This is a genomic window from Lentzea sp. NPDC055074 (assembly GCF_053608005.1).
Genome location: NZ_JBSGUQ010000026.1, coordinates 25,632 through 50,659, shown reverse-complemented (window position 1 = coordinate 50,659; position 25,028 = coordinate 25,632). Strand labels below are relative to the sequence as shown.

25 protein-coding genes are annotated in these 25,028 nt (G+C 69.0%); 15 read left to right on the top strand and 10 right to left on the bottom strand.

Annotated features, from left to right (window positions below; translation table 11 throughout):
- The first annotated feature begins 75 nt into the window (after window positions 1-75).
- Window positions 76-945: an EamA family transporter gene (locus ACWF7A_RS39470; protein WP_452255615.1), complete on the top strand. Its 870-nt coding sequence runs from the start codon at window positions 76-78 to the stop codon at window positions 943-945.
- On the opposite strand, the gene ACWF7A_RS39465 is transcribed toward ACWF7A_RS39470, so the two are convergent.
- Window positions 942-2,003 (bottom strand): ATP-dependent DNA ligase, encoded by a 1,062-nt coding sequence (locus tag ACWF7A_RS39465; protein WP_452255614.1) that lies wholly within the window; start codon window positions 2,001-2,003, stop codon window positions 942-944. The genes ACWF7A_RS39470 and ACWF7A_RS39465 overlap by 4 nt on opposite strands.
- Window positions 2,004-2,020: 17 nt before the next feature.
- A complete protein-coding gene (locus ACWF7A_RS39460) occupies window positions 2,021-2,674 on the bottom strand; it encodes a dihydrofolate reductase family protein (protein ID WP_452255613.1) in 654 nt (217 codons plus the stop codon).
- 66 nt (window positions 2,675-2,740) lie between these two features.
- Between ACWF7A_RS39460 and zapE the strand changes: the two genes are divergently transcribed.
- From zapE to ACWF7A_RS39445, 3 genes are all read left to right on the top strand, one after another.
- A complete protein-coding gene (gene zapE, locus ACWF7A_RS39455) occupies window positions 2,741-3,730 on the top strand; it encodes a cell division protein ZapE (protein WP_452255612.1) in 990 nt (329 codons plus the stop codon).
- Between the two features lie 123 nt (window positions 3,731-3,853).
- On the top strand, window positions 3,854-4,099 hold the full coding sequence (locus tag ACWF7A_RS39450) for a DUF3040 domain-containing protein (RefSeq protein WP_452255611.1): 246 nt from the start codon (window positions 3,854-3,856) through the stop codon (window positions 4,097-4,099).
- A gap of 48 nt (window positions 4,100-4,147) precedes the next feature.
- A complete protein-coding gene (locus ACWF7A_RS39445) occupies window positions 4,148-5,743 on the top strand; it encodes an ABC-F family ATP-binding cassette domain-containing protein (RefSeq protein ID WP_452255610.1) in 1,596 nt (531 codons plus the stop codon).
- Here the strand turns inward: ACWF7A_RS39445 and ACWF7A_RS39440 are convergent.
- The 3 genes from ACWF7A_RS39440 to rocD all read right to left on the bottom strand — a co-directional run bounded on the left by ACWF7A_RS39440 (window position 5,740) and on the right by rocD (window position 8,887).
- Window positions 5,740-6,147 carry a GNAT family N-acetyltransferase gene (locus ACWF7A_RS39440; protein WP_452255609.1) on the bottom strand — a complete coding sequence of 136 codons (408 nt, stop codon included), beginning with the start codon at window positions 6,145-6,147 and terminating at the stop codon, window positions 5,740-5,742. The two genes, ACWF7A_RS39445 and ACWF7A_RS39440, sit on opposite strands and share 4 nt — an antisense overlap.
- Before the next feature lie 45 nt (window positions 6,148-6,192).
- Window positions 6,193-7,578, bottom strand: coding sequence for a DUF2252 domain-containing protein (locus ACWF7A_RS39435; RefSeq protein ID WP_452255608.1), 1,386 nt, complete (start codon window positions 7,576-7,578; stop codon window positions 6,193-6,195).
- Between the two features lie 79 nt (window positions 7,579-7,657).
- Window positions 7,658-8,887: an ornithine--oxo-acid transaminase gene (rocD, locus tag ACWF7A_RS39430; protein ID WP_452255607.1), complete on the bottom strand. Its 1,230-nt coding sequence runs from the start codon at window positions 8,885-8,887 to the stop codon at window positions 7,658-7,660.
- 140 nt (window positions 8,888-9,027) lie between these two features.
- Between rocD and ACWF7A_RS39425 the strand changes: the two genes are divergently transcribed.
- From ACWF7A_RS39425 to ACWF7A_RS39380, 10 genes are all read left to right on the top strand, one after another.
- Window positions 9,028-9,858, top strand: coding sequence for a PPK2 family polyphosphate kinase (locus ACWF7A_RS39425; protein ID WP_452255606.1), 831 nt, complete (start codon window positions 9,028-9,030; stop codon window positions 9,856-9,858).
- A 151-nt stretch (window positions 9,859-10,009) separates the two neighbouring features.
- A complete protein-coding gene (locus tag ACWF7A_RS39420; protein ID WP_452255605.1) occupies window positions 10,010-11,065 on the top strand; it encodes a lactonase family protein in 1,056 nt (351 codons plus the stop codon).
- Between the two features lie 40 nt (window positions 11,066-11,105).
- Window positions 11,106-11,846, top strand: a complete 741-nt coding sequence (locus ACWF7A_RS39415) for an SGNH/GDSL hydrolase family protein (RefSeq protein WP_452255604.1) — start codon at window positions 11,106-11,108, stop codon at window positions 11,844-11,846.
- 51 nt (window positions 11,847-11,897) lie between these two features.
- Window positions 11,898-12,035, top strand: coding sequence for a hypothetical protein (locus tag ACWF7A_RS39410; RefSeq protein WP_452255603.1), 138 nt, complete (start codon window positions 11,898-11,900; stop codon window positions 12,033-12,035).
- Between the two features lie 10 nt (window positions 12,036-12,045).
- The gene (locus ACWF7A_RS39405; protein ID WP_452255602.1) at window positions 12,046-12,813 is read left to right on the top strand and encodes a HipA family kinase; all 768 of its coding nucleotides are present in this window, start codon (window positions 12,046-12,048) and stop codon (window positions 12,811-12,813) included.
- A complete protein-coding gene (locus ACWF7A_RS39400; protein WP_452255601.1) occupies window positions 12,797-13,183 on the top strand; it encodes a DUF3037 domain-containing protein in 387 nt (128 codons plus the stop codon). Before ACWF7A_RS39405 ends, ACWF7A_RS39400 begins: the two co-directional genes overlap by 17 nt.
- Before the next feature lie 76 nt (window positions 13,184-13,259).
- On the top strand, window positions 13,260-14,276 hold the full coding sequence (locus ACWF7A_RS39395; protein ID WP_452255600.1) for an LCP family protein: 1,017 nt from the start codon (window positions 13,260-13,262) through the stop codon (window positions 14,274-14,276).
- Window positions 14,277-14,582: 306 nt separating this feature from the next.
- Window positions 14,583-15,314, top strand: coding sequence for an SDR family NAD(P)-dependent oxidoreductase (locus tag ACWF7A_RS39390; RefSeq protein ID WP_452255599.1), 732 nt, complete (start codon window positions 14,583-14,585; stop codon window positions 15,312-15,314).
- Between the two features lie 10 nt (window positions 15,315-15,324).
- On the top strand, window positions 15,325-16,617 hold the full coding sequence (locus tag ACWF7A_RS39385; RefSeq protein WP_452255598.1) for an MFS transporter: 1,293 nt from the start codon (window positions 15,325-15,327) through the stop codon (window positions 16,615-16,617).
- Window positions 16,614-18,161, top strand: a complete 1,548-nt coding sequence (locus ACWF7A_RS39380) for a helix-turn-helix domain-containing protein (RefSeq protein ID WP_452255597.1) — start codon at window positions 16,614-16,616, stop codon at window positions 18,159-18,161. Before ACWF7A_RS39385 ends, ACWF7A_RS39380 begins: the two co-directional genes overlap by 4 nt.
- On the opposite strand, the gene ACWF7A_RS39375 is transcribed toward ACWF7A_RS39380, so the two are convergent.
- The 5 genes from ACWF7A_RS39375 to ACWF7A_RS39355 all read right to left on the bottom strand — a co-directional run bounded on the left by ACWF7A_RS39375 (window position 18,141) and on the right by ACWF7A_RS39355 (window position 24,024).
- A complete protein-coding gene (locus ACWF7A_RS39375) occupies window positions 18,141-19,616 on the bottom strand; it encodes an APC family permease (RefSeq protein ID WP_452255596.1) in 1,476 nt (491 codons plus the stop codon). The genes ACWF7A_RS39380 and ACWF7A_RS39375 overlap by 21 nt on opposite strands.
- 1 nt (window position 19,617) lies before the next feature.
- On the bottom strand, window positions 19,618-21,087 hold the full coding sequence (locus ACWF7A_RS39370; protein ID WP_452255595.1) for a GMC family oxidoreductase: 1,470 nt from the start codon (window positions 21,085-21,087) through the stop codon (window positions 19,618-19,620).
- Window positions 21,084-22,523 carry an aldehyde dehydrogenase family protein gene (locus tag ACWF7A_RS39365; RefSeq protein ID WP_452255594.1) on the bottom strand — a complete coding sequence of 480 codons (1,440 nt, stop codon included), beginning with the start codon at window positions 22,521-22,523 and terminating at the stop codon, window positions 21,084-21,086. The genes ACWF7A_RS39370 and ACWF7A_RS39365 overlap by 4 nt, the downstream gene beginning before the upstream one ends.
- Before the next feature lie 80 nt (window positions 22,524-22,603).
- Window positions 22,604-23,707: an NAD(P)/FAD-dependent oxidoreductase gene (locus ACWF7A_RS39360; RefSeq protein WP_452255593.1), complete on the bottom strand. Its 1,104-nt coding sequence runs from the start codon at window positions 23,705-23,707 to the stop codon at window positions 22,604-22,606.
- Window positions 23,704-24,024: a bifunctional 3-phenylpropionate/cinnamic acid dioxygenase ferredoxin subunit gene (locus tag ACWF7A_RS39355; protein WP_452255592.1), complete on the bottom strand. Its 321-nt coding sequence runs from the start codon at window positions 24,022-24,024 to the stop codon at window positions 23,704-23,706. Before ACWF7A_RS39355 ends, ACWF7A_RS39360 begins: the two co-directional genes overlap by 4 nt.
- A 119-nt stretch (window positions 24,025-24,143) precedes the next feature.
- Here ACWF7A_RS39355 and ACWF7A_RS39350 point away from each other — a divergent pair, with 119 nt between their 5' ends.
- The gene (locus ACWF7A_RS39350) at window positions 24,144-24,914 is read left to right on the top strand and encodes an IclR family transcriptional regulator (RefSeq protein ID WP_452255591.1); all 771 of its coding nucleotides are present in this window, start codon (window positions 24,144-24,146) and stop codon (window positions 24,912-24,914) included.
- Window positions 24,915-25,028 lie beyond the last annotated feature (114 nt).

The window sequence follows — 25,028 nt, the reverse complement described above, 5'->3', positions numbered from 1 at the left end:
TCACTCTCGTTCACATACCGGGAGCCTGAGCCTCGCACGCGTCAGGTGAATTGAAGGTGAGTCAGGATGGGGGACATGGATCACGCCGATCGGCTCCCCGCCGCCCGTCTGATGGGCGGCGTACCGCCGACGGCGCTCGTCCTGGCGGGCATCGTCAGCGTGCAGGTCGGCGCGGCGTTCGCGAAGCAGCTGTTCACGGTCGCGGGCGCGGCGGGCACGGTGACGTTGCGCCTGGTCATGGCCGCTCTCGTCCTCGTCGTGATCTGGCGGCCCTCCCTCAGGCTCGACCGCCGCACGCTCCTCACGGTCGTGGTCTACGGCGCGGTGCTCGCCGCGATGAACCTCTGCTTCTACGCCGCACTCGCCCGCATCCCGCTCGGCGCGGCCGTCACGATCGAGTTCCTCGGGCCGCTCGCGGTGGCCGTCGCCGGGTCACGGCGCTGGCTCGACGCCGTGTGGGTGCTGCTCGCGGGCACCGGCGTGGTGCTGCTCACGGGGGTGCAGGGCGGTCTGTTGTGGACGGGCGTGCTGTTCGCGCTCGCGGCGGGCGCGTGCTGGGCCGCCTACATCCTGGTGACGGCCAAGCTCGGCAGCCAGACGAGCGACGGCAAGGGGCTCGCGCTCGCGATGGTGGTGGGGGCGGTGATCGCGCTGCCGTTCGGGATCGGGTCGGCCGGCACGGCGATGCTCGACCCGCTGGTGCTCGCGGCGGGGTTCGCGGTCGCGCTCATGTCGTCGGTCGTCCCGTACTCGCTGGAGCTGGAGGCGTTGCGCCGCATGCCCCCGCGCGTGTTCGGGATCCTCATGTCGATGGAACCGGCGGTCGCCGCGCTCGCGGGCCTGCTGCTGCTCGGCGAGCACCTCGCACCGGCGCAGTGGGTCGCCGTCTGCTGCGTCGTGATCGCCTCGGTGGGGGCGACGCGCTCGGCGAAGCCGGACGTCTAACGGGCCCGGAGCTCGCCCTTCAGCACCGACGCCACGTCGTAGCGGGCCGGGATCTCCAGCTGGTCGTAGCGGCACGACAGCGGCTCGCGGTCCGGCCGCCACCGCGCGAACTGGCCGTTGTGCCGCAGCCGCACCGGCTGCTCGCCCTCGGTCTGGGTGTAGTGGATCTCCAGCACCCGTTCGGGACGCAACGCCACGTACTCGGCCTGCTTGCCGCGCCACCGGTTGATCTCGCCCGGGATCCGTTGCCCCGGCACGGGATCCGCCCACGGGTGGTCGCCCGTGGTGATCAGCGGCGCCAGCTCGGCCGCCAGCTCACGGCGTTCGGCCGCCTTGAACGAGCCGCAGACCCCGATGTGGTGCAGCACGTCGGAGGTGTCGTAGACCCCGAGCAGCAACGAGCCGACGGCCGTGCCGGGTTCGGTGTCCTTGTGCCAGCGCAACCCGGCGAGCACCACGTCGGCGGTGCGCGCGTGCTTCACCTTGATCATCGAACGCTTGCCCGGCGTGTACGGCCCGTCCGACGGCTTGCCCATCACGCCGTCGAGCCCCGCGCCCTCGAACAGCGTGAACCACTGCCGCGCCGTCTCGACCGACGTCGTCGCGGGCGTCACGTTCAGCCCCGGCAGCTTCAGCAACGCCTCGCGCCGCGCGACCGTCGGCGACTCCAGCAGCACCTCGGACCCCAGTGCCAGCAGGTCGAACGCGACGAACGTGGCCGGCGTCGACTCCGACAGCATCGTCACCCGCGAGGCCGCAGGGTGGATGCGCTCGGACAACGCGTCGAAGTCCAGCTCGTCGTTCTTGGCCACGACGAGCTCACCGTCGACCACCACCCGGTCGGGCAGCACGTCGAGCATGGACGCGACGACCTCGGGGAAGTACCGGTTGAGCGGTTTCCCGCTGCGCGACTGCAGCAGCACCTCGTTACCGGAGCGGAACACCACGCACCGGAACCCGTCCCACTTCGGTTCGAAGAACAGGTTCGCGTCGTCCGGGATCCCGTCCACCGCGGTGGCGAGCATCGGCTGCAGAGGTGGCGTCAGCGGTAGGTCCACGCGCACATCCTGCCTCTTCAACTGGAATTTCGCCGCTGGTACCGCAGCAACAGCACGTCGTCCGCGCGCAGCACCGACGCCAGCGTCAGGTCCACGGGCGGGGTCGCGGTGCCGTGCGCGATCCGCGCCGAGTCACCCACCGCGAGCACCGGCGAGACCGTCAGGTTCAGCGCGTCCACCAGCCCGGCGGCCACCATGGACCCGAACAACCGCGGCCCGCCTTCGAGGTCGACGTGCCGCAGCCCGCGCGCCGCGAGCGCGGCGACGGCGACCTCCAGGTCGACCTCGGTCTCCCCGGCGATGATCACCTCGGCCGGCAGCGACGGCATCCGGGCGGCCTCGGTCGTGATCACGATCGGCGGCACGGCGGTGTCGGTGAACAGCGGGAGGTCCGGCGTGAGCGACCCGCGAGCCGTCACCACGGCGATCGGCAACGGCCGGGCGCGCCTCGCACCCCGGTACCCCTCGGTCAGCACGGTCGTGGCGCCCACCAGCACGACGTCGGCGAGCTCACGCCCCAGCAGGTAGATCTTCCGGTCGGCGGGAGACCCCAGGCCGGCGGACCGGCCGTCGACCGACACCGCGCCGTCCACGCTGGACACGAAGTTCGCCGTCACCCACGGCCGGTCCTCCGGGTAGCCGTAGAGCGACGCGAGGGCTGTGTCGGTCATCTCAACGCCCGGTGAGGGCCACAACATCTCCACCGAGCCATCCCATCACGCCGATAAGCTGCGGGCATGCGCTTGTCCGACCGGGATCCCCAGATCGGTGCCGACGAACTGATCGAGAGCCTGGTGCCGCCACCGAGGTTCGACACCGTCAGCTTCGACACCTACATTCCGAACCCGGACGAGCCCAGCCAGGCCGCCGCCGTCGAGGCCGGCCGCCTGTTCGCCGCGCGGGTCAGCGTCAAGCGCAGGAAGTGGTCGCTCTTCGGCTCCCGGGAAGAGGACGAGGGCAAGCTCGGCCTCTACCTCGACGGGGGCTTCGGCGTCGGCAAGACCCACCTGCTCGCCTCGCTCTGGCACGCCGTGCCGGGCCCGAAGGCGTACGGCACGTTCGTCGAGCTGACGAACATGGTCGGCGTCCTGACCTTCCCCGAGGCCGTGAAGCGGCTCTCGGGCCACAAGCTGCTCGCGATCGACGAGTTCGAGCTCGACGACCCCGGTGACACCATGCTCGTCACCCGCCTGATCAAGGAGCTGATGGCGGCCGGCGTCCACGTCGCCGCCACCTCGAACACGCTTCCCGACAAGCTCGGCGAGGGCCGCTTCGCCGCCGCCGACTTCCTGCGCGAGATCCAGTCGATGTCGTCGAAGTTCGACGTCGTGCGCGTCGACGGCCCCGACTACCGCCACCGCGGCCTGCCGGACGCCCCGTCACCGATGTCGGACACCGATCTGATCGTTAGAGCCTCTAACACGGAGGGCTCGACGCTCGACGACTTCGACGACCTGTGCAAGGCGCTCGCCCGCATCCACCCGTCGAAGTACGGGCGGCTGCTCGACGGGGTCACCGCGGTGCACCTCAAGGACGTCAAGCCCGCGCCGGACCAGAGCGTCGGGCTGCGGCTCGTCGCGTTCGGCGACCGGCTCTACGACCGCGACATCCGGGTCGCCGTGTCGGGGCAGCCGCTCTCGGACCTGTTCACCGACGAGATGCTGCGCGGCGGGTACCGCAAGAAGTACCTCCGCGCGGTCTCCCGGCTCGTCGCGCTGAGCCGCTGAGCCTGTCCGCGTTCCGGCAACGGCGTGAGATCCGGCTGAAGCTAGTTTGACTACAGCGGCGTTCGAGTATCCACTGGGTGACGGGCGGGAATGATGACGTCCCGACGTCCTCCGGAGGCACCGATGCTCAGTGAAGCCGAACGCCGCTCGCTCGAGGAGATCGAACAGCGGCTGCTCGCGGACGAGCCGAGACTCGCCCGCACGATGAACCGCCAGGTCCGCCCCTGGCTGATCTACGCCCTGCTGGTCGTCTTCGGCGGCCTCACGGTGCTGCTGACGGTGATCGGCGCGTTCGGCCCCGCGTTCCAGTGCCTGCTCGTCACCGCGGGTGTCCTGGTGTTCCGCAGGTACCCGCTGCGTCTGCGCTGACCCGAAACTCACTGGCTTTCCCACCCGGCGACCCCGACCATTCCCGGCGTGGGATATCTGGAAGCGAACGGGCTCGCGTACGCCCTGCCCGACGGCAGGGAACTGTTCCGCGACGTCTCGTTCAAGGTGAGCGGCGGGACCGTGGTCGCGCTCGTCGGTGCCAACGGTGCCGGCAAGACGACGCTGCAACGGATCCTGTCGGGTGAGCTCAGCCCGAAGCAGGGCAGCGTGCACGTGCAGGGCGGGCTCGCGGTGATGCCGCAGTTCATCGGCTCGGTCCGCGACGACAGCCTGGTGCGCGACCTGCTGCTCTCCGTCGCCCCCGAGGCGCTGCGGCGCGCGGCGCAGGAGCTCGACGACGCCGAGCTCGCGCTGATGGAGGTCGACGACGAAGCCGCCCAGATGCGGTACGCGACCGCCCTCACGAACTACGGCGAGGCCGGCGGGTACGACGTGGAGGTCCTCTGGGACACCGTCACCGTCGCCGCCCTGGGCCTGCCCTACGACCGGGCCCGGTTCCGCGAGGTGCGCACGCTCTCCGGCGGTGAGCAGAAGCGCCTGGTCCTCGAAACGCTGCTGCGCGGCCACGAGCAGGTCCTGCTGCTCGACGAGCCCGACAACTACCTCGACGTCCCCGGCAAGCGCTGGCTCGAAGAACGGCTGAAGGCCACCGACAAGGCCGTTCTCGTCGTCAGTCACGACCGTGAGCTGCTGGCCACCGCCGCCACGCACGTCATCACGGTCGAGGCGCATTCCGCGTGGACGCACGCGGGCTCGTTCGGGACGTGGCACGGCGCGCGGGCGAAACGCATCGAGAGGCTGCTGGAGGACCACCGGCGCTGGAACGAGGAGCACGAACGGCTCAAGGACCTCGTCCGCACGCTCCAGCAGCTGGCCAAGTCCTCCGAGGTCATGGCTCAGAAGTACCGGGTGATGGCCGCGCGCCTCGAACGGTACGAGCAGGCGGGACCGCCACCGGAGATCCCTCAGGACGAGAAGGTGCACCCGAGGCTCAAGGGCGGCCGCACGGGCGTTCGCGCGATCACGTGCGAGCAGCTGGAGCTGACCGGGCTGATGGAGCCGTTCTCCCAGGAGATCTTCTTCGGCGACCGGGTGGCGGTCCTCGGCGCGAACGGCTCCGGCAAGAGCCACTTCCTGCGGCTACTCGGCGGGGACGACGTGCGCACCACCGGCAGGTGGAAGCTCGGGGCACGGGTCGTGCCGGGCCTGTTCGCGCAGACGCACGAGCACCCTGAGTGGCTCGGGCGCACGCTCGTGGACATCCTCTGGCACGGCGAGGGGCAGCGGGCCGGCAAGGAGCGCGGTGCCGCGATGTCCGTGCTGGGGCGCTACGGGCTCGACAAGGCGGGCGACCAGCGGTTCGAGAACCTCTCCGGCGGCCAGCAGGCGCGGTTCCAGATCCTGCTGCTGGAGCTGTCCGGAGCGACGTTGCTGCTGCTCGACGAGCCGACGGACAACCTCGACCTCGCTTCCGCGGAGGCGTTGCAGAACGCGCTGAACGACTTCGAGGGCACGGTCGTCGCGGTCACGCACGACAGGTGGTTCGCGAAGTCCTTCGACCGGTTCCTGCACTTCAGGGCTGACGGCAAGGTGTCCGAAGTGGACGAACCCGTCTGGACCTAGACCAGTTCCCAGCTGACGAAGGCGCCGTCGTCGATCGACCCGCCCGCCTTCTTGTACGTGGCCTGCGCCGCCGTGTCGCCCGCGGCGGTGCCGGTCCACATCGCGTAGCAACCCCGTTCCACCGCAAGGGCTTTCAACGCCTCCACCAGCGCCGTGCCGATGCCGCGGCGGAGGAACGCGTCGTCCACGCCGAGCTCGTAGAGGAACATCTCGGTGCCCTTGTCCGGGTGAGTGGTCTCCACCCCGGACACGAACCCGGCGGGCTGGTCGCCGACGTACGCGATCAGCAGGTGGCTGTGATCCTGCGCCAGGAACCGAGCGGTCGCGTCCGGTCGCGGCGGCGCGTCGAACAGGTGCGCGGCGGCGAACACGTCGTCGGGGGAGGCGGCGCGGCGGATCTTCATACCCGCCAGGCTAGGTCAACTTCGCGGGAGGAGCCCGAAGGCGCGTCAGCGGTCCTCGTGGATCGCGGGCAGCTTCCCGTTCCTGACCAGCTTCGTCAGTTCCTCGTGGTCGGCCTCGGTCTGGTCGGCGTAGTCGAACGCGTACTTCGCGAACGCCTCGTCGAGGTCGTCGCCGCCGCCGTTCTGGAAGTACCCGGCGAGCAGCCGCGGGTCGAGCGAGCGCGTGTGCGCGCGGGCCAGCAGGGCGCCGGCGAACCGGCCGTAGTCGTCGAGGTCGTCGCGCTTGAGCGTGGTCGCGTCGATCTCACCCTTGCGGTTGCGGAACTGCCGCACGATGAAGTGCCGGCCCTCGATCGTCGTCCAGCCCAGCAGGATGTCGGTCTCCGCCTGCACCAGCCGGGCGCCGTGCACGATCCGCTTGCCCTCGTGCTTCGCGGGCTCGACGGGCAGGAACGGCTGCAGCGCGGACGGCCTGGCCTCCTTGGCCTGCAGGACCAGGGCCTCGGAGCCGTTGCCGTGCAGCAGGATCAGGTAGTTGCGCAGGCCGACGCTGCCGGTGCCGACGACGCGGAACGCCACGTCGGACACGCCGTAGCGCATGATCAGGTTCCGCCGCGACTCGCGCAGGGTGTCCACGTAGGACGGCAGCGAGGCGATCACGGCCTCGGCGGTCGGCGGGGTGGCCTCCGTGAAGGTCGGCGGGTTCGTGATGAACCGCCACTTCTCGCCGTCGTGCGCGGTCCACTTCGCGGCGAACTTCGCGCTGGTGTTCTTGCGCGACTTCTCGGCGGCCTTGGAGAAGTCGTTGATCAGGTCGTCGGCCTTCACCTTCGACAGCGTCGACTCGTCGCCCAGAGCGGTCCACGAGTCGAGGAACGGGATCTCCGCGAGGTGCTTGATCGTGCCCCGGTAGGCGCTCACGGCGTCCTCGGCGGCGTCGCGGCAGCCCTTGTCCGACACGCCACCGACGCGTCCGGCCAGCACGAGCGAGGCGACGAGCCGCTTGAGGTCCCACTCCCACGGGCCGGGCAGCGTCTCGTCGAAGTCGTTGATGTCCATGACGATCTGGCCCTCGGGCGTGCCGTAGAGCCCGAAGTTCGCTGCGTGTGCATCACCGCACAACTGAGCGTGAAGACCGGTCGCGCACCCGGCGGCGAGATCGCCCGCCTGCAGCCCGGCCGCACCGCGGAAGAACGCGAACGGGTTCTCGAGCATCCGCCCGATCCGCAGCGGGATCAGGTTCTCCAATCGGCCCTTGTTGGTGGCGTGGAGGAACTCCAGCACCGACGGCCGCGAGGACGCCAGCGACATGGCGCGGTGCGCTTTGAAGTCCACTGAGGACCGCAACGCGCGCCCCTCGGCGTAGACCTCTTCCGGCTCAACCCATCTGCCCAAAGCGGCAGCGGCCTCAGCACGCACCCGTTCACCCATAAGAGTCATGATGCATGCGGCGGACGAACCAAGGGGCTCGTCCGCCGCATTTGTGACCTAGCCACGAATGAGAATCACCCTAAACGGGACGAACGACCTCGGCGATCGCCCGGACACCCAGGTCGATCTCGTCCCGCGTGATCACCAACGGCGGCGCGACGCGCAACGTGGACGCGTGCGTCTCCTTGCACAGCACCCCGCGCGTGGCGAGGGCCTCCGACGCGGCACGCCCGACCGGGCCGCCGGGCGCGATCTCGACACCGGCCCACAGCCCGCGCCCGCGCACCTCCGCCACCCCGTGGCCCACCAGCTTGTTCAGCTCCGCGTGCAGGTACGCGCCCAGGTCACGCGACCGCTGCTGGAACTCACCCGTCGCCAGCAGCCGCACGACACCGCGACCCACCGCGCACGCGAGCGGGTTGCCGCCGAACGTCGACCCGTGCTCGCCGGGCTTCAGCACGCCCAGCACCGCCCGCGACCCGACCACCGCGGACACCGGCAGGATGCCGCCGCCGAGCGCCTTGCCGAGCGTGTAGAGGTCGGCGCGCACACCCTCGTGGTCGAGGGCGAAGAGCTCACCGGTGCGGCCGAGCCCGGACTGGATCTCGTCGGCGATCATCAGCACGTCGTGCTCGTCGCACAGGCGGCGGATTCCGGCCAGGTACCCGGCGGGCGGCACGACGACGCCGGCCTCGCCCTGGATCGGTTCCAGCAGCACGGCGGCCGTGCGCGGGGAGATCGCGGACTCGATCTCGTCGAGGTTGCCGTACTTCACGACCTTGAAGCCGGGCGTGAACGGCCCGAAGTCGTTGCGCGCCGTGTCGTCGGTCGAGAACGACACGATCGTCGTGGTGCGGCCGTGGAAGTTGGACCCGGCGACGATGATCTCCGCAGTCCCCTCCGGCACGCGCTTGACCTGGTAGGCCCACTTGCGCGCGACCTTGATCGCGGACTCGACGGCCTCGGCGCCGGAGTTCATCGCGAGCACCATCTCGGTGCCGGTCAGGGCGGCCAGCTCCTGGCAGAACAGGCCGAACTGGTCGTGGTGGAACGCGCGGCTGGTCAGCGTGACGCGGCCGAGCTGCTCGACGGCGGCGGCCACCAGGGCGGGGTGGCGGTGCCCGAAGTTCAGCGACGAGTAACCGGACAGGAAGTCCAGGTAGCGGCGTCCCTCGACGTCGGTGACCCACGAGCCCTCGCCGTGCGAGATGACCACCGGAAGAGGGTGGTAGTTGTGCGTGCTCCATTCCTCGTCGAGGGCCACGAAGTCCGCGCTGGTGGTGGAGTTGTGCTCAGCGATGGCGGTCATCCTCCAAGGCTAGGGTCCTGGACAAGCGATTTCGACCGTGAAGCATTGCGTACTGCCTCAGTTCGTTGCGTAGATTCACCGATCAGTGGACGTTTCGTGCACAGCGGGCGGACTGGGCGGTGAATCGCTACGGTCAGTTGATGGCGAAGAAGTCGGTTCGTGACGCCCTGCGGCTCGACGAGGTGGATCTGTCCACCCTCGACCCGGCGGGCAGGCCCGTCGGCCCCAAGACCAAGAAGGAGGCGGCCGAGGACCTGGTCGGCACCGGGACCGAACTGGACGGTCTGCAGGAGGCGCTGTACGCGGAGGACTCTCGCGCGGTGCTGCTGGTCCTGCAGGGCATGGACACCTCGGGCAAGGGTGGCGTGGTCAGGCACGTCATGGGCCTGGTGAACCCGCAGGGCGTGCGCATCGCGTCGTTCAAGAAGCCGACCCCCGCCGAGAGCCGCCGGCACTTCCTCTGGCGTGTCAGGAAGGTGCTGCCCGAGAAGGGGCGCATCGGCGCGTTCGACCGTTCCCACTACGAGGACGTCCTCGTGCCCAAAGTAGAACGTCTGCTCACGGCCGCGGAGCTTCGCGGCCGTTACAAGGAGATCAACGCTTTCGAGCGGGAGCTCGCGGACTCCGGCGTGACGGTGATCAAGTGCTTCCTGCACATCTCGCCCGAGGTGCAGAAGGAACGGTTGCTCGCGCGCCTGGACGACCCGAGGAAGAACTGGAAGTACAACCCGGCGGACATCGACGTCCGCTCGAAGTGGTCCAAGTACCAGGACGCCTACACGCAGGCGTTGAAGAACTGCCGGGACACGCCCTGGTACGCCGTCCCGTCGGATCGCAAGTGGTACCGGAACTGGGCGATCGGCCGGTTGCTGCTGGAGACCATGCGCGAGATGGATCCGAAGTTCCCGCCGCCCGTCTTCGACCTCGAGGCCGAGAAGGCCCGGTTGATCTCGAACGATCCGTTGCGCTAGACGCAATCTTGATTGCACCTATTGCCTGGCCGTAGTGGTCTGGGCCAGTGTGGGCTGTGCCGCCGCCGCGAAGTCAGACCGGAGGTGTGCAGTCGTGGGTGTGGATCGGCGACGTTTTCTCGGAGCCATGGGCGTAGGAGCTGGACTGCTGATGACCGGAGGAACCGCTGAGGCGGCCGCCGCCACCCGGAGAGTGTTCTTCGGTGCCTACACGACGTGGAGCGGCGGTGCCAAGGGCATCGGCATCGGCACCTACGACACCGCGTCCGGGCAGCTCAGGACGACCGGCGTGATCAGCGGCGTGGTCAACCCGTCGTTCGTGATCGAGTCGCGGGACGGCAGGTTCCTCTACGCCGTCAACGAGAACACCAAGGGCGAGGTCACCGCGATCAACGCGGCCACGCTCAAGGTGATCAACAAGCGGGCGACCGGGGGCGCGGACCCGTGCCACCTGACGCTCGACCCGTCCGGGAGGTTCCTGATCACGGCGGACTACTCGTCGGGGTCGCTGAGCGTCTTCCCCGTCAACGCGGACGGCAGCCTCGGCGCGCGCACGCAGAAGGTGCAGCACAAGGGCTCCGGGCCGAACGAGGAACGCCAGGAAGGCCCGCACGCGCACCACATCGTGTTCGACCCGGCCGGCAGGTACGCCGCGGCCGTCGACCTCGGCGCGGACTCGGTGTTCGTCTACTCGTTCACCGGCGGGAAGCTGGTCCAGGTCTCGCAGGCCAAGGTCGAGCCGGGCGCCGGGCCGCGGCACATCGCGTTCCACCCGGACGGCAGGACGGCGTACTTCGCGAACGAGCTGAACTCGACGATCGTGACGTGCTCGTACGCGAACGGGGTGCTCACGCCGGGGCAGGTGCTCGACACCGCGCCGACCGGCGGCCCGACGAACTACCCGGCCGAGGTGCTGGTCTCCGCCGACGGCAAGCACGTCTACCTGTCGAACCGCGGGCACGACAGCATCGCGCACTTCTCGGTGAACTCCGGCGGGCTGACGCTGGTCGGCCACACGGCGGTCGGCGGCAGGTACCCGCGGCACATCACGTTCGACCCGACCGGGTCGTTGCTGTTCGCGGCCAACCAGAACTCGAACAACGTCACGTCGTTCAAGGTCGACGAGGTCACGGGCGAGCTGACCCCGTCCGGTACGGCCCTGCAGACCGCGATCCCGGTCTGCGTGCTGCCCACACGACTGGGTTAACGCACTTCAGCTCGACCGTCCACAGTGGTACTCCGGCCTCATGAGTCTCATGGCCGGAGTCCTCGCCGTCGCTTTGCTGGCACCCGCACCGATCGCACCGGAGTACGTCGCACTCGGCGACTCCTACGCGTCCGGGGCGGGTGCCGGTTCCTATGTGGACGGCTCGTGCCGCCGCAGCTCGAACGCCTACCCGGCGTTGCAGGGCGAGGAGTTCCCGTCGTCCAGGTTCGTCGCGTGCAGCGGGGCGACCACCAGGTCGCTCGAGTCCCAGTTCCGGGCGCTCTCGGCGAACACCACGTTCGTCACGATCACCATCGGCGGCAACGACCTCGGGTTCGCCGACGTGCTGACGACCTGCACGCTCAGCGGCGACCGGGTGTGCGCGAAGAGGGCCGCCACGGCCGTGGACTTCATCCACTCCGAGCTGCCCGGCCGGCTCGACACGACGTACGCCACGATCAAGGACACGGCACCACACGCGAAGCTGGTCGTCCTCGGCTACCCGCGGCTGTTCACGCCGGACGACGAGTGCCGCACCCTGTCCCGGTCCAAGCGCCAGGTGCTCAACGACGCCGCAGACCAGCTGTCCGACGAGGTCTCGCGGGCGGCCGAACGCGCTGGTGCGCGCTACGTGGACGTGAGGGAAGCGTTTGCGGACCACGGCGTGTGCTCGTCGCAGCCGTGGATCAACGGCCTGGTCAGCCCGACCGACGACTCCTACCACCCGAACCGGGCCGGGCAGGCTGCGTACTTCGAGGCGCTGACCTCCAGTCTCAGGTGAGGCCGGGTCGCGGGCGGTGGGGGAGGAGTCAAGACGGAGGTCAGGCGGTCCGTGCTGGTGAACGCGGGCGCGGACCACGCGTTCAAGGTGTTCACGGACGAGTTCGCCGATGTGGTGACCACCCGCGCACCACATCGGCGAGGGGGCCGGGGCGGAATTCTGGTCGGCTTCCGGCAGGTGTTCGTGTGATCATGCGCGGGTGAGTCTTCTGAGGGAGGTCACGGCCACCCGCTATGTGACGCCGTTCCGCGAGGGCGGATCGATGCCGGGACTGGTCGAGGCCGACGACCTGGGTATGTACGTGGTGAAGTTCCGCGGCGCGGGGCAGGGCGTGAAGGTCCTGGTCGCCGAGATCGTCGTCGGTGAGCTCGCGCGGCGGCTGGGCTTCCGGATACCGGAGATCGTCCTGGTGCACCTCGACCCCGAGCTCGCCCGGGCGGAACCCGACCAGGAGGTCCAGGAGCTGCTCCGCGCGAGCGGCGGCCTCAACCTCGGCCTCGACTACCTGCCCGGCTCGTTCGACTTCAACCCGGTCGTGCGCGACCCCGGCGTCGACCTCGCGACGCGGCTGCTCTGGTTCGACGCGCTGGTGCTCAACGTCGACCGCAGCTGGCGCAACCCGAACATGCTGCTGTGGCACCGCGAACCGTGGCTGATCGACCACGGCGCCGCGCTGTACTTCCACTACTCGTGGAGCGAGGAGCGCCCGGCCACCAAGGACTACCGGTACGACTCGTCGGACCACGCGATGCTGCCCAACGCGGGTGCTCTGTCCGAAGTGGACGGGCAGCTGGCCGCGATGGTCACGCCGGAGCTGCTCGACGAGGTCCTCGCCCTGGTGCCCGACGAATGGCTCGAGGGCGATCCGGTAGAACTGCGGCAGCGTTACAAGGACTTCTTCACCTACCGCCTGGACAACCGCGGCTGGGTCGACTCGCTGGAGGCCGCGCGTGCCGCACGTGTTTGAGTACGCGCTGCTGCGCGCCGTGCCGCGGCAGGAGCGCGGCGAGTTCATGAACGTCGGCGTCCTCGTCTACTGCGCGCCGCTGGACTTCCTGTGCGCCAAGACCTTCGTGGACGGTGACCGGCTGCGGGTGCTGGACCCGCACCTCGACGTCGAGATGCTCGAGTCGTCGCTCGCGCACCTGACCAACTCGTGCGACGGCAGCGACGCGGCCGGCCCGGTCAGCCGGACGACGATCGGGCAGCGGTTCCGCTGGCTGACCGCGCCCCGCAGCACGATCGTGCAGACCTCACCGGCCCACACGGGCTGGACCGACGACCCGTCGGCCGAGGCAGACCGCCTTTTCGAGGCGCTGGTGCTCCCACCCAGGTAGGTTTCCTCGCAACCTGAACGGACGAACGGCGTCCATAGGTGCAAAGCGAAACTAATGCGATCGGGGTTGGCGACACATGAGCGCTGGGTATCACCACGGCTACCAGCAGCCGCGGCGTCCCATGCCGCCGCAGCGGCCGATGAAGAAGAAGAGGCGTCCGGGACGCGTCATTCTGGTGCTGCTGCTCGTCCTGGTTCTGGGCACCGTCGGGTTCGGGTTCTACGTCGACTCGACGTTGACGCGGATCGACGCGCTGCCGGAGTACGAGGGCCGTCCCGCCGAGACGCCGGGCACCACCTGGCTGCTCGTCGGATCGGACGCGCGGGAGGGGCTCACCCAGGAGCAGAAGGACGCGCTCGCCACGGGTGACGCCGCAGGTCGGCGCACCGACACCATCATGATGCTGCACCTGCCGGACAACAGCGCGGCCAAGCCGGTGCTGCTGTCGATTCCGCGTGACTCCTACGTCGCGATCCCGGACAACGGCCGGAACAAGGTCAACGCCTCGTACGCGTTCGGCGGGCCGCAGCTGCTCGTCAAGACGGTCGAGGGCGCGACCGGCGTGCGGATCGACCACTACATGGAGATCGGCTTCGGCGGGTTCTCCGACATGGTCGACGCGGTCGGTGGCGTGGACATCTGCCTCGACGAGCCGATCAAGGACCCGCTGGCCGGCATCGACCTGCCCGCGGGCTGCCAGGAGCTCGACGGGCCGCAGGCGCTCGGGTTCGTGCGTACCCGTGCGTTCGCGACGGCCGACCTGCAGCGCGTGCAGAACCAGCGCCAGTTCCTGAACGCGCTCTTCACGAAGGTGAAGAGCCCGGCGACGCTCGCGAACCCGTTCCGCGCCATTCCGCTGATGAACGCGGCTTCCGGGTCGGTGTCGGTCAACCAGGACGACCACCTGTGGCACCTGCTCGGCGTCGCGCTCAACATGGGTGACGCGACGAGCGGGACCGTGCCGGTCGGGGGTACCCCGACGATCGGCGGCCAGTCGGTCGTGCAGTGGAACAAGGAGAAGGCGTCACAGCTGTTCGACCTGATCAGCAAGGACCAGCCGGTGCCCGCCGAGCTGATCGCCCCTCCGAAATAGCTCCCCCTGGAGCAGTTACGACTTGACGGGCTCGGGAGTGGGCTCCGAACTCGTCGAACCGGCCTCCTGCGCGATGCCTTCAAGCTCGCGCAGGAGGTCGTCGTAGATAGGCGTTGTGGACATGGTGTAGCCCCCTCGTGCGGATCTTCCCCCGTTCAGGTGACGGGAGCTTACGCCCCTTTACCCGATCTTCTGGCCACATATGCGTCAGAGACGCTAAATGTTCGCTAAAGCCATCTGATGACCAGGCGTTATGTGGGTGCACCACATGTCGATCACGCCGTGTGACGCCTACCGTTTCCGGACATGTCGAGTGTCACGGGTCACAGCGCGTTGGTCACCGGAGCCGCCAGCGGCATCGGCCTGGCCTGCGCCCGCGCACTGGCCTCAGCGGGTGCCAAGGTCCATCTGGTCGACCGCGACCCCCAGGTCCTCCCTCTCGCGGAGGAACTCGGCGGCGTCGGTCACGTCGTCGACCTGACCGGGTCCGTCGCCGCGTTGCCCGATGAGATCGACGTCCTCGTCAACAACGCCGGCGTGCAGCACGTCGCGCCCATCCACGAGTTCCCCGCCGAGCGCTTCTCGGCGATGGTCGAGCTGATGCTGGGGGCGGCGTTCCGGCTAACCCGGCACGTCCTGCCGCACATGTACGACCGCGGCTGGGGCCGGTTGGTGCACATCTCCAGCGTGCACGGGATGCGCGCGTCCGCGTTCAAGTCCGCCTACGTCGCCGCGAAGCACGGCCTGGAGGGGTTCTCCAAGGTCGCTGCCCTCGAAGGCGCCCCGCACGGCGTGACGTCGAACTGCGTGGCGCCCGGCTACGTGCGGACTCCGTTGGTGGAGAAGCAGATCGCCGATCAGGCGCGTCTGCACGGCATCTCCGAGGCCGACGTCTCGTCCCAGATCTTCCTGCAGCGCAGCGCGGTGAAGAGGCTGATCGAGCCCCCCGAGGTCGCGGACGCCGTGCTGTGGTTGTGCGGCAACAGTTTTGTCACCGGTACGTCGTTGGCCGTCGATGGCGGCTGGTCAGCTCAATGAGGAGTTGTCGATGATCAAAAAAGTGGTAGGCGCTTCGCTCATCGGGACAACTGTCGAGTGGTACGACTTCTTCCTCTACGGCTCGGCAGCCGCCCTGGTGTTCAACAAGCTGTTCTTCCCGACCGCGGACCCGTTGACGGGCACGCTGCTCGCGTTCACCACGTACGCGATCGGCTTCCTTGCACGGCCGTTGGGTGGTCTCGTCTTCGGTCACTTCGGGGATCGCCTGGGGCGCAAGAAGTTGCTGGTGCTGTCGTTGCTGCTGATGGGTGGCGCGACGATGCTGATGGGCGTGCTGCCGACGTACGCATCGGTCGGCGTCCTGGCACCGGTGCTGCTGACGCTCCTGCGGCTCGTGCAGGGCTTCGCGCTCGGCGGCGAGTGGGGCGGGGCCGTGCTGATCGTGTCGGAGCACGGTGACCCGAAGCGGCGCGGGTTCTGGGCGTCGTGGCCGCAGGCCGGTGTGCCGTGCGGGAACCTGCTCGCGACCGGTGTGCTGGCGGTGCTGGCGGCCGTGCAGTCGGACGCGGACTTCCTCGCGTGGGGCTGGCGGATCCCGTTCCTGCTCTCCGGTGTGCTCGTGGTGATCGGGTTGTGGATCCGGCTGTCGGTGTCCGAGTCGCCGATCTTCCTGGCGGCGCAGGCGAAGCGTGCCCAGGAGCCCGTGGAGGAGAAGGCGCCCGCACTGGAGCTGCTCAGGCACAACTGGCGCGAGGTCCTGATCGCGATGGGTGCCCGGTTCGCCGAGAACGTGTCGTACTACGTGATCACCGCGTTCATCCTGGTCTACGTCGTCACCGGGCTCGGGCTGTCGAAGTCGGTGGGGCTCAACGCGGTGCTGATCGCGTCGGCCGTGCACCTGGTGACGATCCCGGTGTGGGGTCATCTCTCCGACCGGTTCGGGCGGCGGTCGATCTACCTGGTCGGCGCGGTCGGCATGGCCGCGTGGATCTTCGCGTTCTTCGCGCTGCTCGACACCAGGGACCCGGTGCTGATCACCGTGGCGACCACGGTCGGCCTGGTGCTGCACGGCGCGATGTACGGGCCGCAGGCCGCGTTCTTCTCGGAGCTGTTCGGGACGCGGGTCCGCTACTCGGGTGCGTCGGTCGGCTACCAGCTCGCGTCGATCGTGGCCGGTGCGCTGGCCCCGCTGATCGCGACGGCGTTGCTGCAGGCCTACAAGTCCTCGTTCCCCATCGCCGTCTACGTGCTGATCACGTGTGTGATCACCGTGGTCGCGATCGCGTTCGCCAAGGAGACCCGTGGTGCGGATCTGGAGGAACGTGACAGGGTTGGGGTGTGACACGACGGCGTGAGGCCGAACTGGCGGCGTTGTTCGACACCGCGTCCGAGCTCGCGGGCATGCGAGACCCGGACGCGGTGCTCCGCTCGATCGTGCGCAGAGCGCGGACGCTGCTCGGCACCGACGTGTCCTACCTGTCGATGAACGACCCGGCCGGCACCTACATGCGGGTGACGGACGGGTCGTTCTCGCCGTTGTTCCAGAAGGTCAGGCTCGGCCTCGGCGAGGGCCTCGGCGGACTGGTCGCGCAGACCGCCCGCCCGTACGCCACCGCCGACTACTTCGCCGACGCCCGGTTCAACCACACGAACCCGATCGACTCGGCGGTGCACGACGAGGGCCTGACGGCGATCCTGGGCGTGCCGCTGAAGCTCGACTCGAAGGTCATCGGCGTGCTCTACGCGGCCGACCGGACCTCGCGCGAGTTCCCCGCCGAGGAGGTCGCGTTGCTGCAGTCGCTGGCCGACCACGCGGCGATCGCGATCGACACGGCGTCGTTGTTCGCGACCATCCAGTCCCACAACGAGGCCATGAAACGGGCCGAGGAGGCGCACGACCGGCTCACGGACCTGGTGCTGCGCGGGGGTTCCTCGGCCGAGGTCGCCGCCGCGGTGGGGGAGCTGCTCGGCGGACCGGTCGAGGTGCTGGACGCCGTGCCTCCCGCAGCCGTGCGCGCCAACGGACGTGCTGTGCTGCTCTCCGGGGTGTGGGTGTGCGCGGTGCTGGCCGGCTCGGAGCTGCTGGGAGGGATCGCGCTGTCGGGCCGTCCGGACCTGACCGACGCGGACAGGCGGGTGTTCGAGCGGTCGGCGGCGGTGACGGCGTTGTTGTTGCTGCTGCGGCGAACCGTGGCCGAGGCGGAGAACAAGGTCCGCGGCGAGCTGATCACCGACATCCTGGACGGGCGGGACGCCACCGGGCTGCTGGCGCGAGCGCGGCGCGTGGGTGTCGAGCTGAGCGACCCGCACGTCGTGCTGGTCGCCGACGGAAACCTCTCCGGGGCGACGCACTACGCGTCCGTCCACAGGGGACTGGCCGGGTCACGTGGCCGGGACGTCGTGCTGGCGCTGCCCTCGTTGTCCACGCACGTCGCGCGCGAGGTGGCGAAGGCGCTGGACGCGACGGTGGGCGCCTGCGGGCCCGTCGCGGGACCGGTGGCGATCGCGGCGGCCTACGAGGAGGCGCGGCGGTGCCTCAAGGCGTTGCGGCAGCTGGGCCGCGAGAAGGACGCCGCGACGATGGACGACCTCGGGTTCGTCGGCGTGCTGCTGGGCGACCGGGCCGACGTCTCGGGCTACGTGCGGTCGGTGCTCGGCCCGGTGCTCGACTACGACACCGAACGCGGCACGGACCTGGTGCACACGCTGGAGGTCTACTTCCGCTGCGGCGCGAACCTCAGCCGTGCCAAGGCGGAGCTGCACCTCCACGTCAACACGGTCACGCAACGGCTCGACCGGGTCACGTCGCTGCTCGGCGACTGGCAGTCGCCCGACCGCGTGCTGGAGGTGCAGCTCGCCCTGCGGCTACTTCGTCTGCAGGGCTAGGTCGTCCTTGGCCGGCACGGCGTCGCCCGCCGCCGCGTCGGAGTTGCCGAACGGCTTGGCGATCAGCATGTAGACGAGGCCGATGCCGACCACGAGCGTGCCGCTCAGGATCACGACGTAGTTGTCGTACCAGGGCGCGCCCGGGGTGCGCGGCCACACCATGTTCACCATGGCGGCGACGCCGTACGCGAGCGCCAGCACGTTGACGACCAGGCCCCACCGGCCGAGCGTGAACTCGCCCGACGGCGTCCAGCCCTTGAGCCTCGCCCGCAGCGCCGCGAACACGACCATCTGGAAGCCCAGGTAGATGCCGAGCGTCGCGAACGACACGATCTTGTCCAGCGCGTTCGTGGACAGCATCGACGCGACCACGATGACCGCCGGGACGATCCCGGCCAGGGCCAGCGCGTACGGCGGGATGTGGCGCTTCCTGTTGAACTTCGCCAGCGCCTTGTGCCCGAAGATCATCTTGTCGCGGGCGTAGGAGTACGTGAGCCGGGAAGCCGCCGCCTGCAACGACATCGTGCAGGACAGGAACGAGATCAGCACGACGCCGATCACGATCTTGTAGCCGACCGGGCCGAACGCGTTCGTCAGGATGTTCGTGACCGGGTCGGCGTCCTCGCCGCTGATGACCCTGCCGAAGTCCGGCACCGCCAGCAGCAGCGACAGGCACGCGAACGTGGCCGCCGCGCCGCCGATGTAGATGGTGCGGCGCATGGCCTTCGGGATGACGCGGCCGGGGTCCTTGACCTCTTCCGCGGTGTCCCCGCACGCCTCGAAGCCGTAGTACTGGTAGAGGCCGATGATGCCTGCCGCGAAGAACGCGGGCAGGTAGCTGCCGGAGCCACCCGCGCCGAAGCTGTCGAACAGCACGCCCAGGCCGTGCACGCGGTTGTCGACGAGCAGCCAGATGCCGACCACGAGCGCACCGATGATCTCCGCGGCGAACCCGAAGATCGCGGCCCAGCTCAGCACCTTCGTGCCGGCGTAGTTGATGAGCGTCGAGACCACGATGATCGCGATCGCGCACAGCACCGTGTTGCCGACGTTGGCCGTGTAGCCCAGGAGTGTTGCCAGATAAGGGCCGGCGCCGTAGCTGACGGACGCGATGGTGACCAGCAGGGCGATCATGTACACCCAGCCGGTCATCCACGCCCAGCGCTTGCCCCACAGGCGGCGCGCCCACGGGTACACACCGCCCGCCACCGGGTACTGCGCCACGAGCTCGCCGAAGATGAGCGCGACCAGGAACTGGCCGATGCCCGCGACGACGAAGCTCCAGATCATCGGCGGGCCGCCCAGGGCGAGTGCCACGCCGAACAAGGTGTACGTGGAGACCACGGGGGAGAGGTAGGTGAAGCCCAGCGAGAAGTTCGCCCAGGGACTCATGTCCCGCTTGAACTCCGAGGTGTAGCCGAGATCCTTGAGCCTGTCTTCCGCTGTGGCGGTCATGTCACGCCTCCTTGATCAGGTCCGCGGCGCGTTCTCCCATCATGAGCACCGTGACCATGGGGTTCACGGTGGGCATGGTCGGGAACACGGACGCGTCGACGACCCGGAGGCCTTCGAGTCCGAGAACCTTCAGGTCACCGTCCACAACGGATCCGATGGCACAGGTGCCCGCCGGGTGGTAGACGGTGTGGGCCGCGCGCCTGCCGTACTCCGACAGGGCCTCGTCGCTCGTGACGTCCGGCCCCGGCGCGATCTCCCGCTTGAGCCAGGACTTGAGCGGCTCCTGCTCGGCGATCTCGCGCGCGATCCTGAAGCCGTCGACGAGCGTCTGCTCGTCGTAGCCGTCGGGGTTCATGAAGTAGCCGAAGTCGAGCTCCGGCTTCTCGGCGGGGTCGCTGGACTTCAGCCACAGCCTGCCCTTGCTGTGCGGGCGCGGGATGTTCGGCGTCATGCAGACCCCGTGCTCCACCGCCGGGTAACCGAGGCGTTCCGTGTTGGTGGTGAACGGGATCTGGTAGAAGTGGAACATCAGGTCCGGCCTGGGGTCGGACTCGTCGCGCCGGATGAACAGACCGGCGTCCGAGTCCATCACCGAGTTCTCCGGCAACGGTTTCGTGGTCTCCCAGACGATGACCGACTCCGGGTGGTCGAGCAGGTTCTCGCCGACACCGGGCAGGTCGTGCTTGGGCTCGATGCCGATGCTGCTCAGGTGCTCGGCGTCGCCGACGCCCGAGAGCATCAGCAGCCGCGGGGTGTCGATGGCACCCGCGCAGAGCAGAACCTCTTTGTTGGCCTCGACGTAACCCTTGTCGGTGTGCACGCCGATCGCGCGGTCACCGTCGAACTCGATCTTGCTCGTCCAGGTGTTCAGGAGCAGCGTGAGGTTCCTGCGCTCCAGGATCGGGTGCACGTAGGCCGTGGACGCCGACGAACGCTGGTTGTTCTTCTCCGGGTGGTACGCGATGGAGAAGAAGCCCACGCCGTCCTGGAACGGAGCGGCGTTGAAGTCGTCGATCTCGGGGACGCCCGTGGCCTGCCGCGCGGCGGCGACGAAGTCCTCGGCGATCGGGTTCCTGTCCTTCTCCGCCACCGGAATGATGTTGAGCTGGACCTTGTCCCAGTACGGGCTGAGCGCGTCCCACGTCCAGCCGTGGCCCCAGCCGTCGAGGTCCTGCGGCAGCGGCTGGAAGCAGATCAGCGTGTTGTGGCTCGAACACCCGCCGAGCACCTTCGCGCGGCTGTGCCGGATGTGCGAGTTGCCGCGCGGCTGCTCGACCGTCGGGTAGTCGTAGTCGTACTCGGTCTCGAGCAGGTTGATCCAGTTGCGCAGGTTCAGGATCTTCTCGTCACCGACGTCGGACGGGCCGCCCTCGATGACCGCGACCGTGACGTTCTCGTCCTCGGTGAGCCTGGCCGCGAGCACGCAGCCCGCCGTGCCTCCGCCGACGATCACGTAGTCGTATGCGGTCACTTGGCGTCCCCCCGTGCGAACCAGTTCTGGGCTTGTGGCTTGAGGTTCTGGTACACGTGCTTGGGCTCGGTGTACTCGTGCAGGCCCGCGGTGCCGAGCTCGCGGCCGACACCGGAGCGCTTGAACCCGCCCCACTCGGCCTGCGGCAGGTACGGGCCGAACTCGTTGATCCAGACCGTGCCGTGACGCAGCTTCTTCGCGACGCGCTGCGCCTTGTCGAGGTCCTGGCTCCAGACGCCGCCGGCGAGGCCGTACTCGGTGTCGTTGCCGAGCCTGATCGCCTCGTCCTCGGTCTCGAAGCGCTCGGCGGTGATGATCGGGCCGAACGTCTCGTCCTGGACCAGCTTCATGTCCCGGGTGCAGTCCGCGTAGACGGTGGGGCGGAAGAAGAAACCGTTCTGCAGCTCGGGTTCGTCGGGACGCCCGCCGCCGGCCTTGAGGGTCGCGCCCTCCTGCCTGGCGACCTCGACGTAGCTCTCGACCTTCGCGCGGTGCTCGGCCGAGACGAGCGGTCCGGACTCGGTGTCGGGGTCGAAACCGTTGCCCAGCTTGATGAGGTCAGCACGGCGGGCGACCTCGTGCACGAAGTCGTCGTAGACGCTGCTGTGCACGATGAGCCGCGTGCCGGACGAGCAGACCTGGCCTGCGTGGAAGAACGCGGCGGTGAGCGCGTAGTCGACGGCGACGTCGATGTCGGCGTCCGCGAAGACGATGTTCGGGTTCTTGCCGCCGAGCTCGAGCGCGACCTTCTTCACGGTCTTCGCGGCCGAGGCCATGATCCGCTGGCCGGTCGCGAGGCTGCCGGTGAACGAGACCAGGTCGACGTCCGGGTGTTCGGACAGCGGCGCGCCGACCTCGGGCCCGGTGCCGAGGACGAGGTTCGCGACGCCGTCGGGCAGCCCGGCCTCCTCCAGGAGCTCGAACAGCTTGATCGTCGACAGCGGGGTGATCTCGCTGGGCTTGGCCACCAGCGTGTTGCCCGCGAGCAGGGCCGGCGCGATCTTCCACGACATCTGCAGCAGCGGGTAGTTCCAGGGAGCGATCAGGCCGCAGACACCGACGGGCTCGTAGTCGACGCGGCTGATGACGTCGTCCGGGACGCCCGGCACGATCTTCGGGTGCAGCAGCCCGGCGAGGTTGCCGTAGTAGCGGAACACGGCGGCGACGTCGTCCACGTCGATGCGGCTCTCGACCAGCGTCTTGCCGGTGTCGAGCGTCTCGGTGCGGGCGATGTCCTCCTTGTCGCGGTCCAGGAGGTCCGCGACGCGGTTCAGCACGGCGGCGCGGTGCTCGGGGCTGGAGTGCTGCCAGTCGCCGTGGTCGAAGGCTTCTCTCGCTCGGGCGATCGCCGCCACGGCCTGGTCGCGGGTCTGCTCCTCGACCTCGGTGATGACGCTCTGGTCGAAGGGGTTGATGATCTGCCGCACCGGCGACACGGACTGCCTCCCTGAATCATGTGTCCACGAAGGACACTCGGGTATATCCGATCGCCGGTGGCGGTAAACCGTGACGACCGTTACTTCAGAGTCCGGCGGAGCCGGGTGAAGAGTCGTGCGTTGCTCATGGCCACGATGCCGACCACGTCGTCGGGGTTCTCATCGTCTCGATAGGTCGCCACGAACTTCCTGTCCTCGATGGACCCATCTTCGACGCGAACGTCGTTCGTCGCTCGCCCGATGAACTGGATTCGCACTCCGTACTGATCGGACCAGACGTATCCACCGCTGGTGTGCGTCGCGACGGTTTCACCCGCGAGGAGGTTGCACGCGGCGACCTGTGCCTGTTCGGTCGCGCTCGTCCAGTGCTCGGCGCGGTGTCCCGCGCAGTTCGCGACGTCGCCGACCGCGACGATGTTCCGCACGTTCGTCACCCCGCCCGCGTCGCACAGGACGCCGTTGCCGATGTTGACGGGTCCACCCGTCAGCCAGTCCGTCGCCGGGCGCGCGCCGATGCCCGCGACGACGACGTCGGCGTTGACGATCCGTCCATCCGCGAGGTTGATTCCGCCGTCCACATTGACCGAGTCAACGTTGATTCCGGTGATCAACGTTGATCCGTGGTCGCCGTGCAGATGTCCACATGCGGCACCCATCTCGGCGCCGAGGACACGCGTGAGAGGCGTGGGGAGTGCCTCGACGACGGTGACGTCCTTGCCCAGAGCGCGCGCACTGGAGGCGATCTCGGCCCCGATGAAGCCGGCGCCGATGATGCCGACGTGGTGCGCGGTGCCGAACGCCTCGCGGAGCTTGATCGCGTCGTCGAGCGTGCGCAGGACGTGCGTGCCGGGGATCGTGCGCGGCAGGCCACCCGTCGCGATGACGATGCCGTCGGCCTCGATCGTCGAGTCGTCGCTGAGCGAGACCTCGCGGCTGGACGGCAACCCGGTCGCCCGCACGCCGAGGCGCCACTCCGCGTTCAGCGCGTCGAGGTCCTCCTGGTCCGCGAGCGGCACCGCCTCGACCTTGCCGAGGAGGAAGTCCTTCGAGAGAGGTGGCCGGTCGTAGGGGAGGTGGACCTCGTCGCCGACGACGACGATCCGTCCGTCGAACCCCTGCTGGCGCAGTGCCTGCGCCGACCTCAGACCGGCGAGTGAGGCGCCGATGATCGCGATGGTCTTCACGCCACGTCCTCGTTCACTTCGACATCGACATAGACCACTCCATCTTCCACACGCACCGGGTGAGTCCTCACCGGTCGTTTGGCGGGCAGACAGGTGGGCTCGCCGGTGCGAAGGTCGAAGCTCGCGGCGTGCAGCGGGCACTCCACGAAGCAGCCTTCGAGCCAGCCCTCGCTCAGGGACGCGTCCTGGTGGGTGCAGGTGTCGTCGATGGCGTAGATGACGCCGTCGGCGTTGAACACGGCTATCGGCGCGTGAGGGCCGACGATGCGAACCGCCTCCCCTGGGGGCAGGTCCATGAGAGCGCAGGCGCGGATCATCGTCGGCCTCCGTTGCGTGACGCGCTACACGTTCCGAATGACGCAACACAATGTGCGGCTCTGGAGACCTGCCGTCAATAGTCCAGCAGGTTGTTTTGCCTGTCGATTACTGTTGCGCGATGAGCAACTCCGACTCGGCAGCTCAGGTGCAGTCCGTGGACAGGGCCATCAGCGTGCTCGAGCTCCTGGCCCAAGGCGAGGCCGGTATCACCGAAATCGCCGGTGAGCTGGGCGTGCACAAGTCCACGGTGTCCAGACTCGTCTCCGTGCTGGAGTCGCGCGGCCTGGTGGAGCAGCTCGGTGAGAGAGGCAAGTACGCCATCGGTTTCGGGGTGGTCCGGCTGGCCGGTGCCGCCACCGGCCGCATGGACCTCACCAAACTGGGCCAGCCCGTCTGCCAGACCCTCGCGGACTCCTTCGGCGAGACCGTCAACATCGCCGTGCACGACGCCGGCGTCGCCATCAACATCACCCAGGCGCGCGGCTCCGCCGCCGTCTCCGCCGTGAACTGGATCGGCCAGCGCACGCCCCTGCACGCCACCTCGTCCGGCAAGGTCCTGCTCGCATACCTGCCGTCGGACGAGCGCGCGCGCCTCGCGTCGTTGCCGCTCGACTCCTACACCGAGAACACGGTCGTGGACGCGTCACGGCTGCTCTCGGAACTGGAGGAGGTCGCGTCGCAGGGGTACGCGGCGTGCTTCGAGGAACTGGAACTGGGCCTGCACGCCGTGGCCGTGCCGGTGCGCGGGCACCGCGGTGAGGTCGTGGCGGCGATGAGCGCGTCCGGGCCGTCGTACCGGTTGTCGCGGGAACGGGTCGGCCAGATCGTGCCGACGATGTCGACGGCCGCGGCGGACCTGTCGTCCCAGCTCGGTTACTTCGCGGGGTAGGTGTGCGGCCAGGCCGCCCTCGGGCGGTCTGGCCTCCTGATCTCGCGCACTCACCTCCGGCGCACCCTCGGCGGTGAGTCCCGTTTGCCCGGTTCCGCGGACGCCCGGCCACTG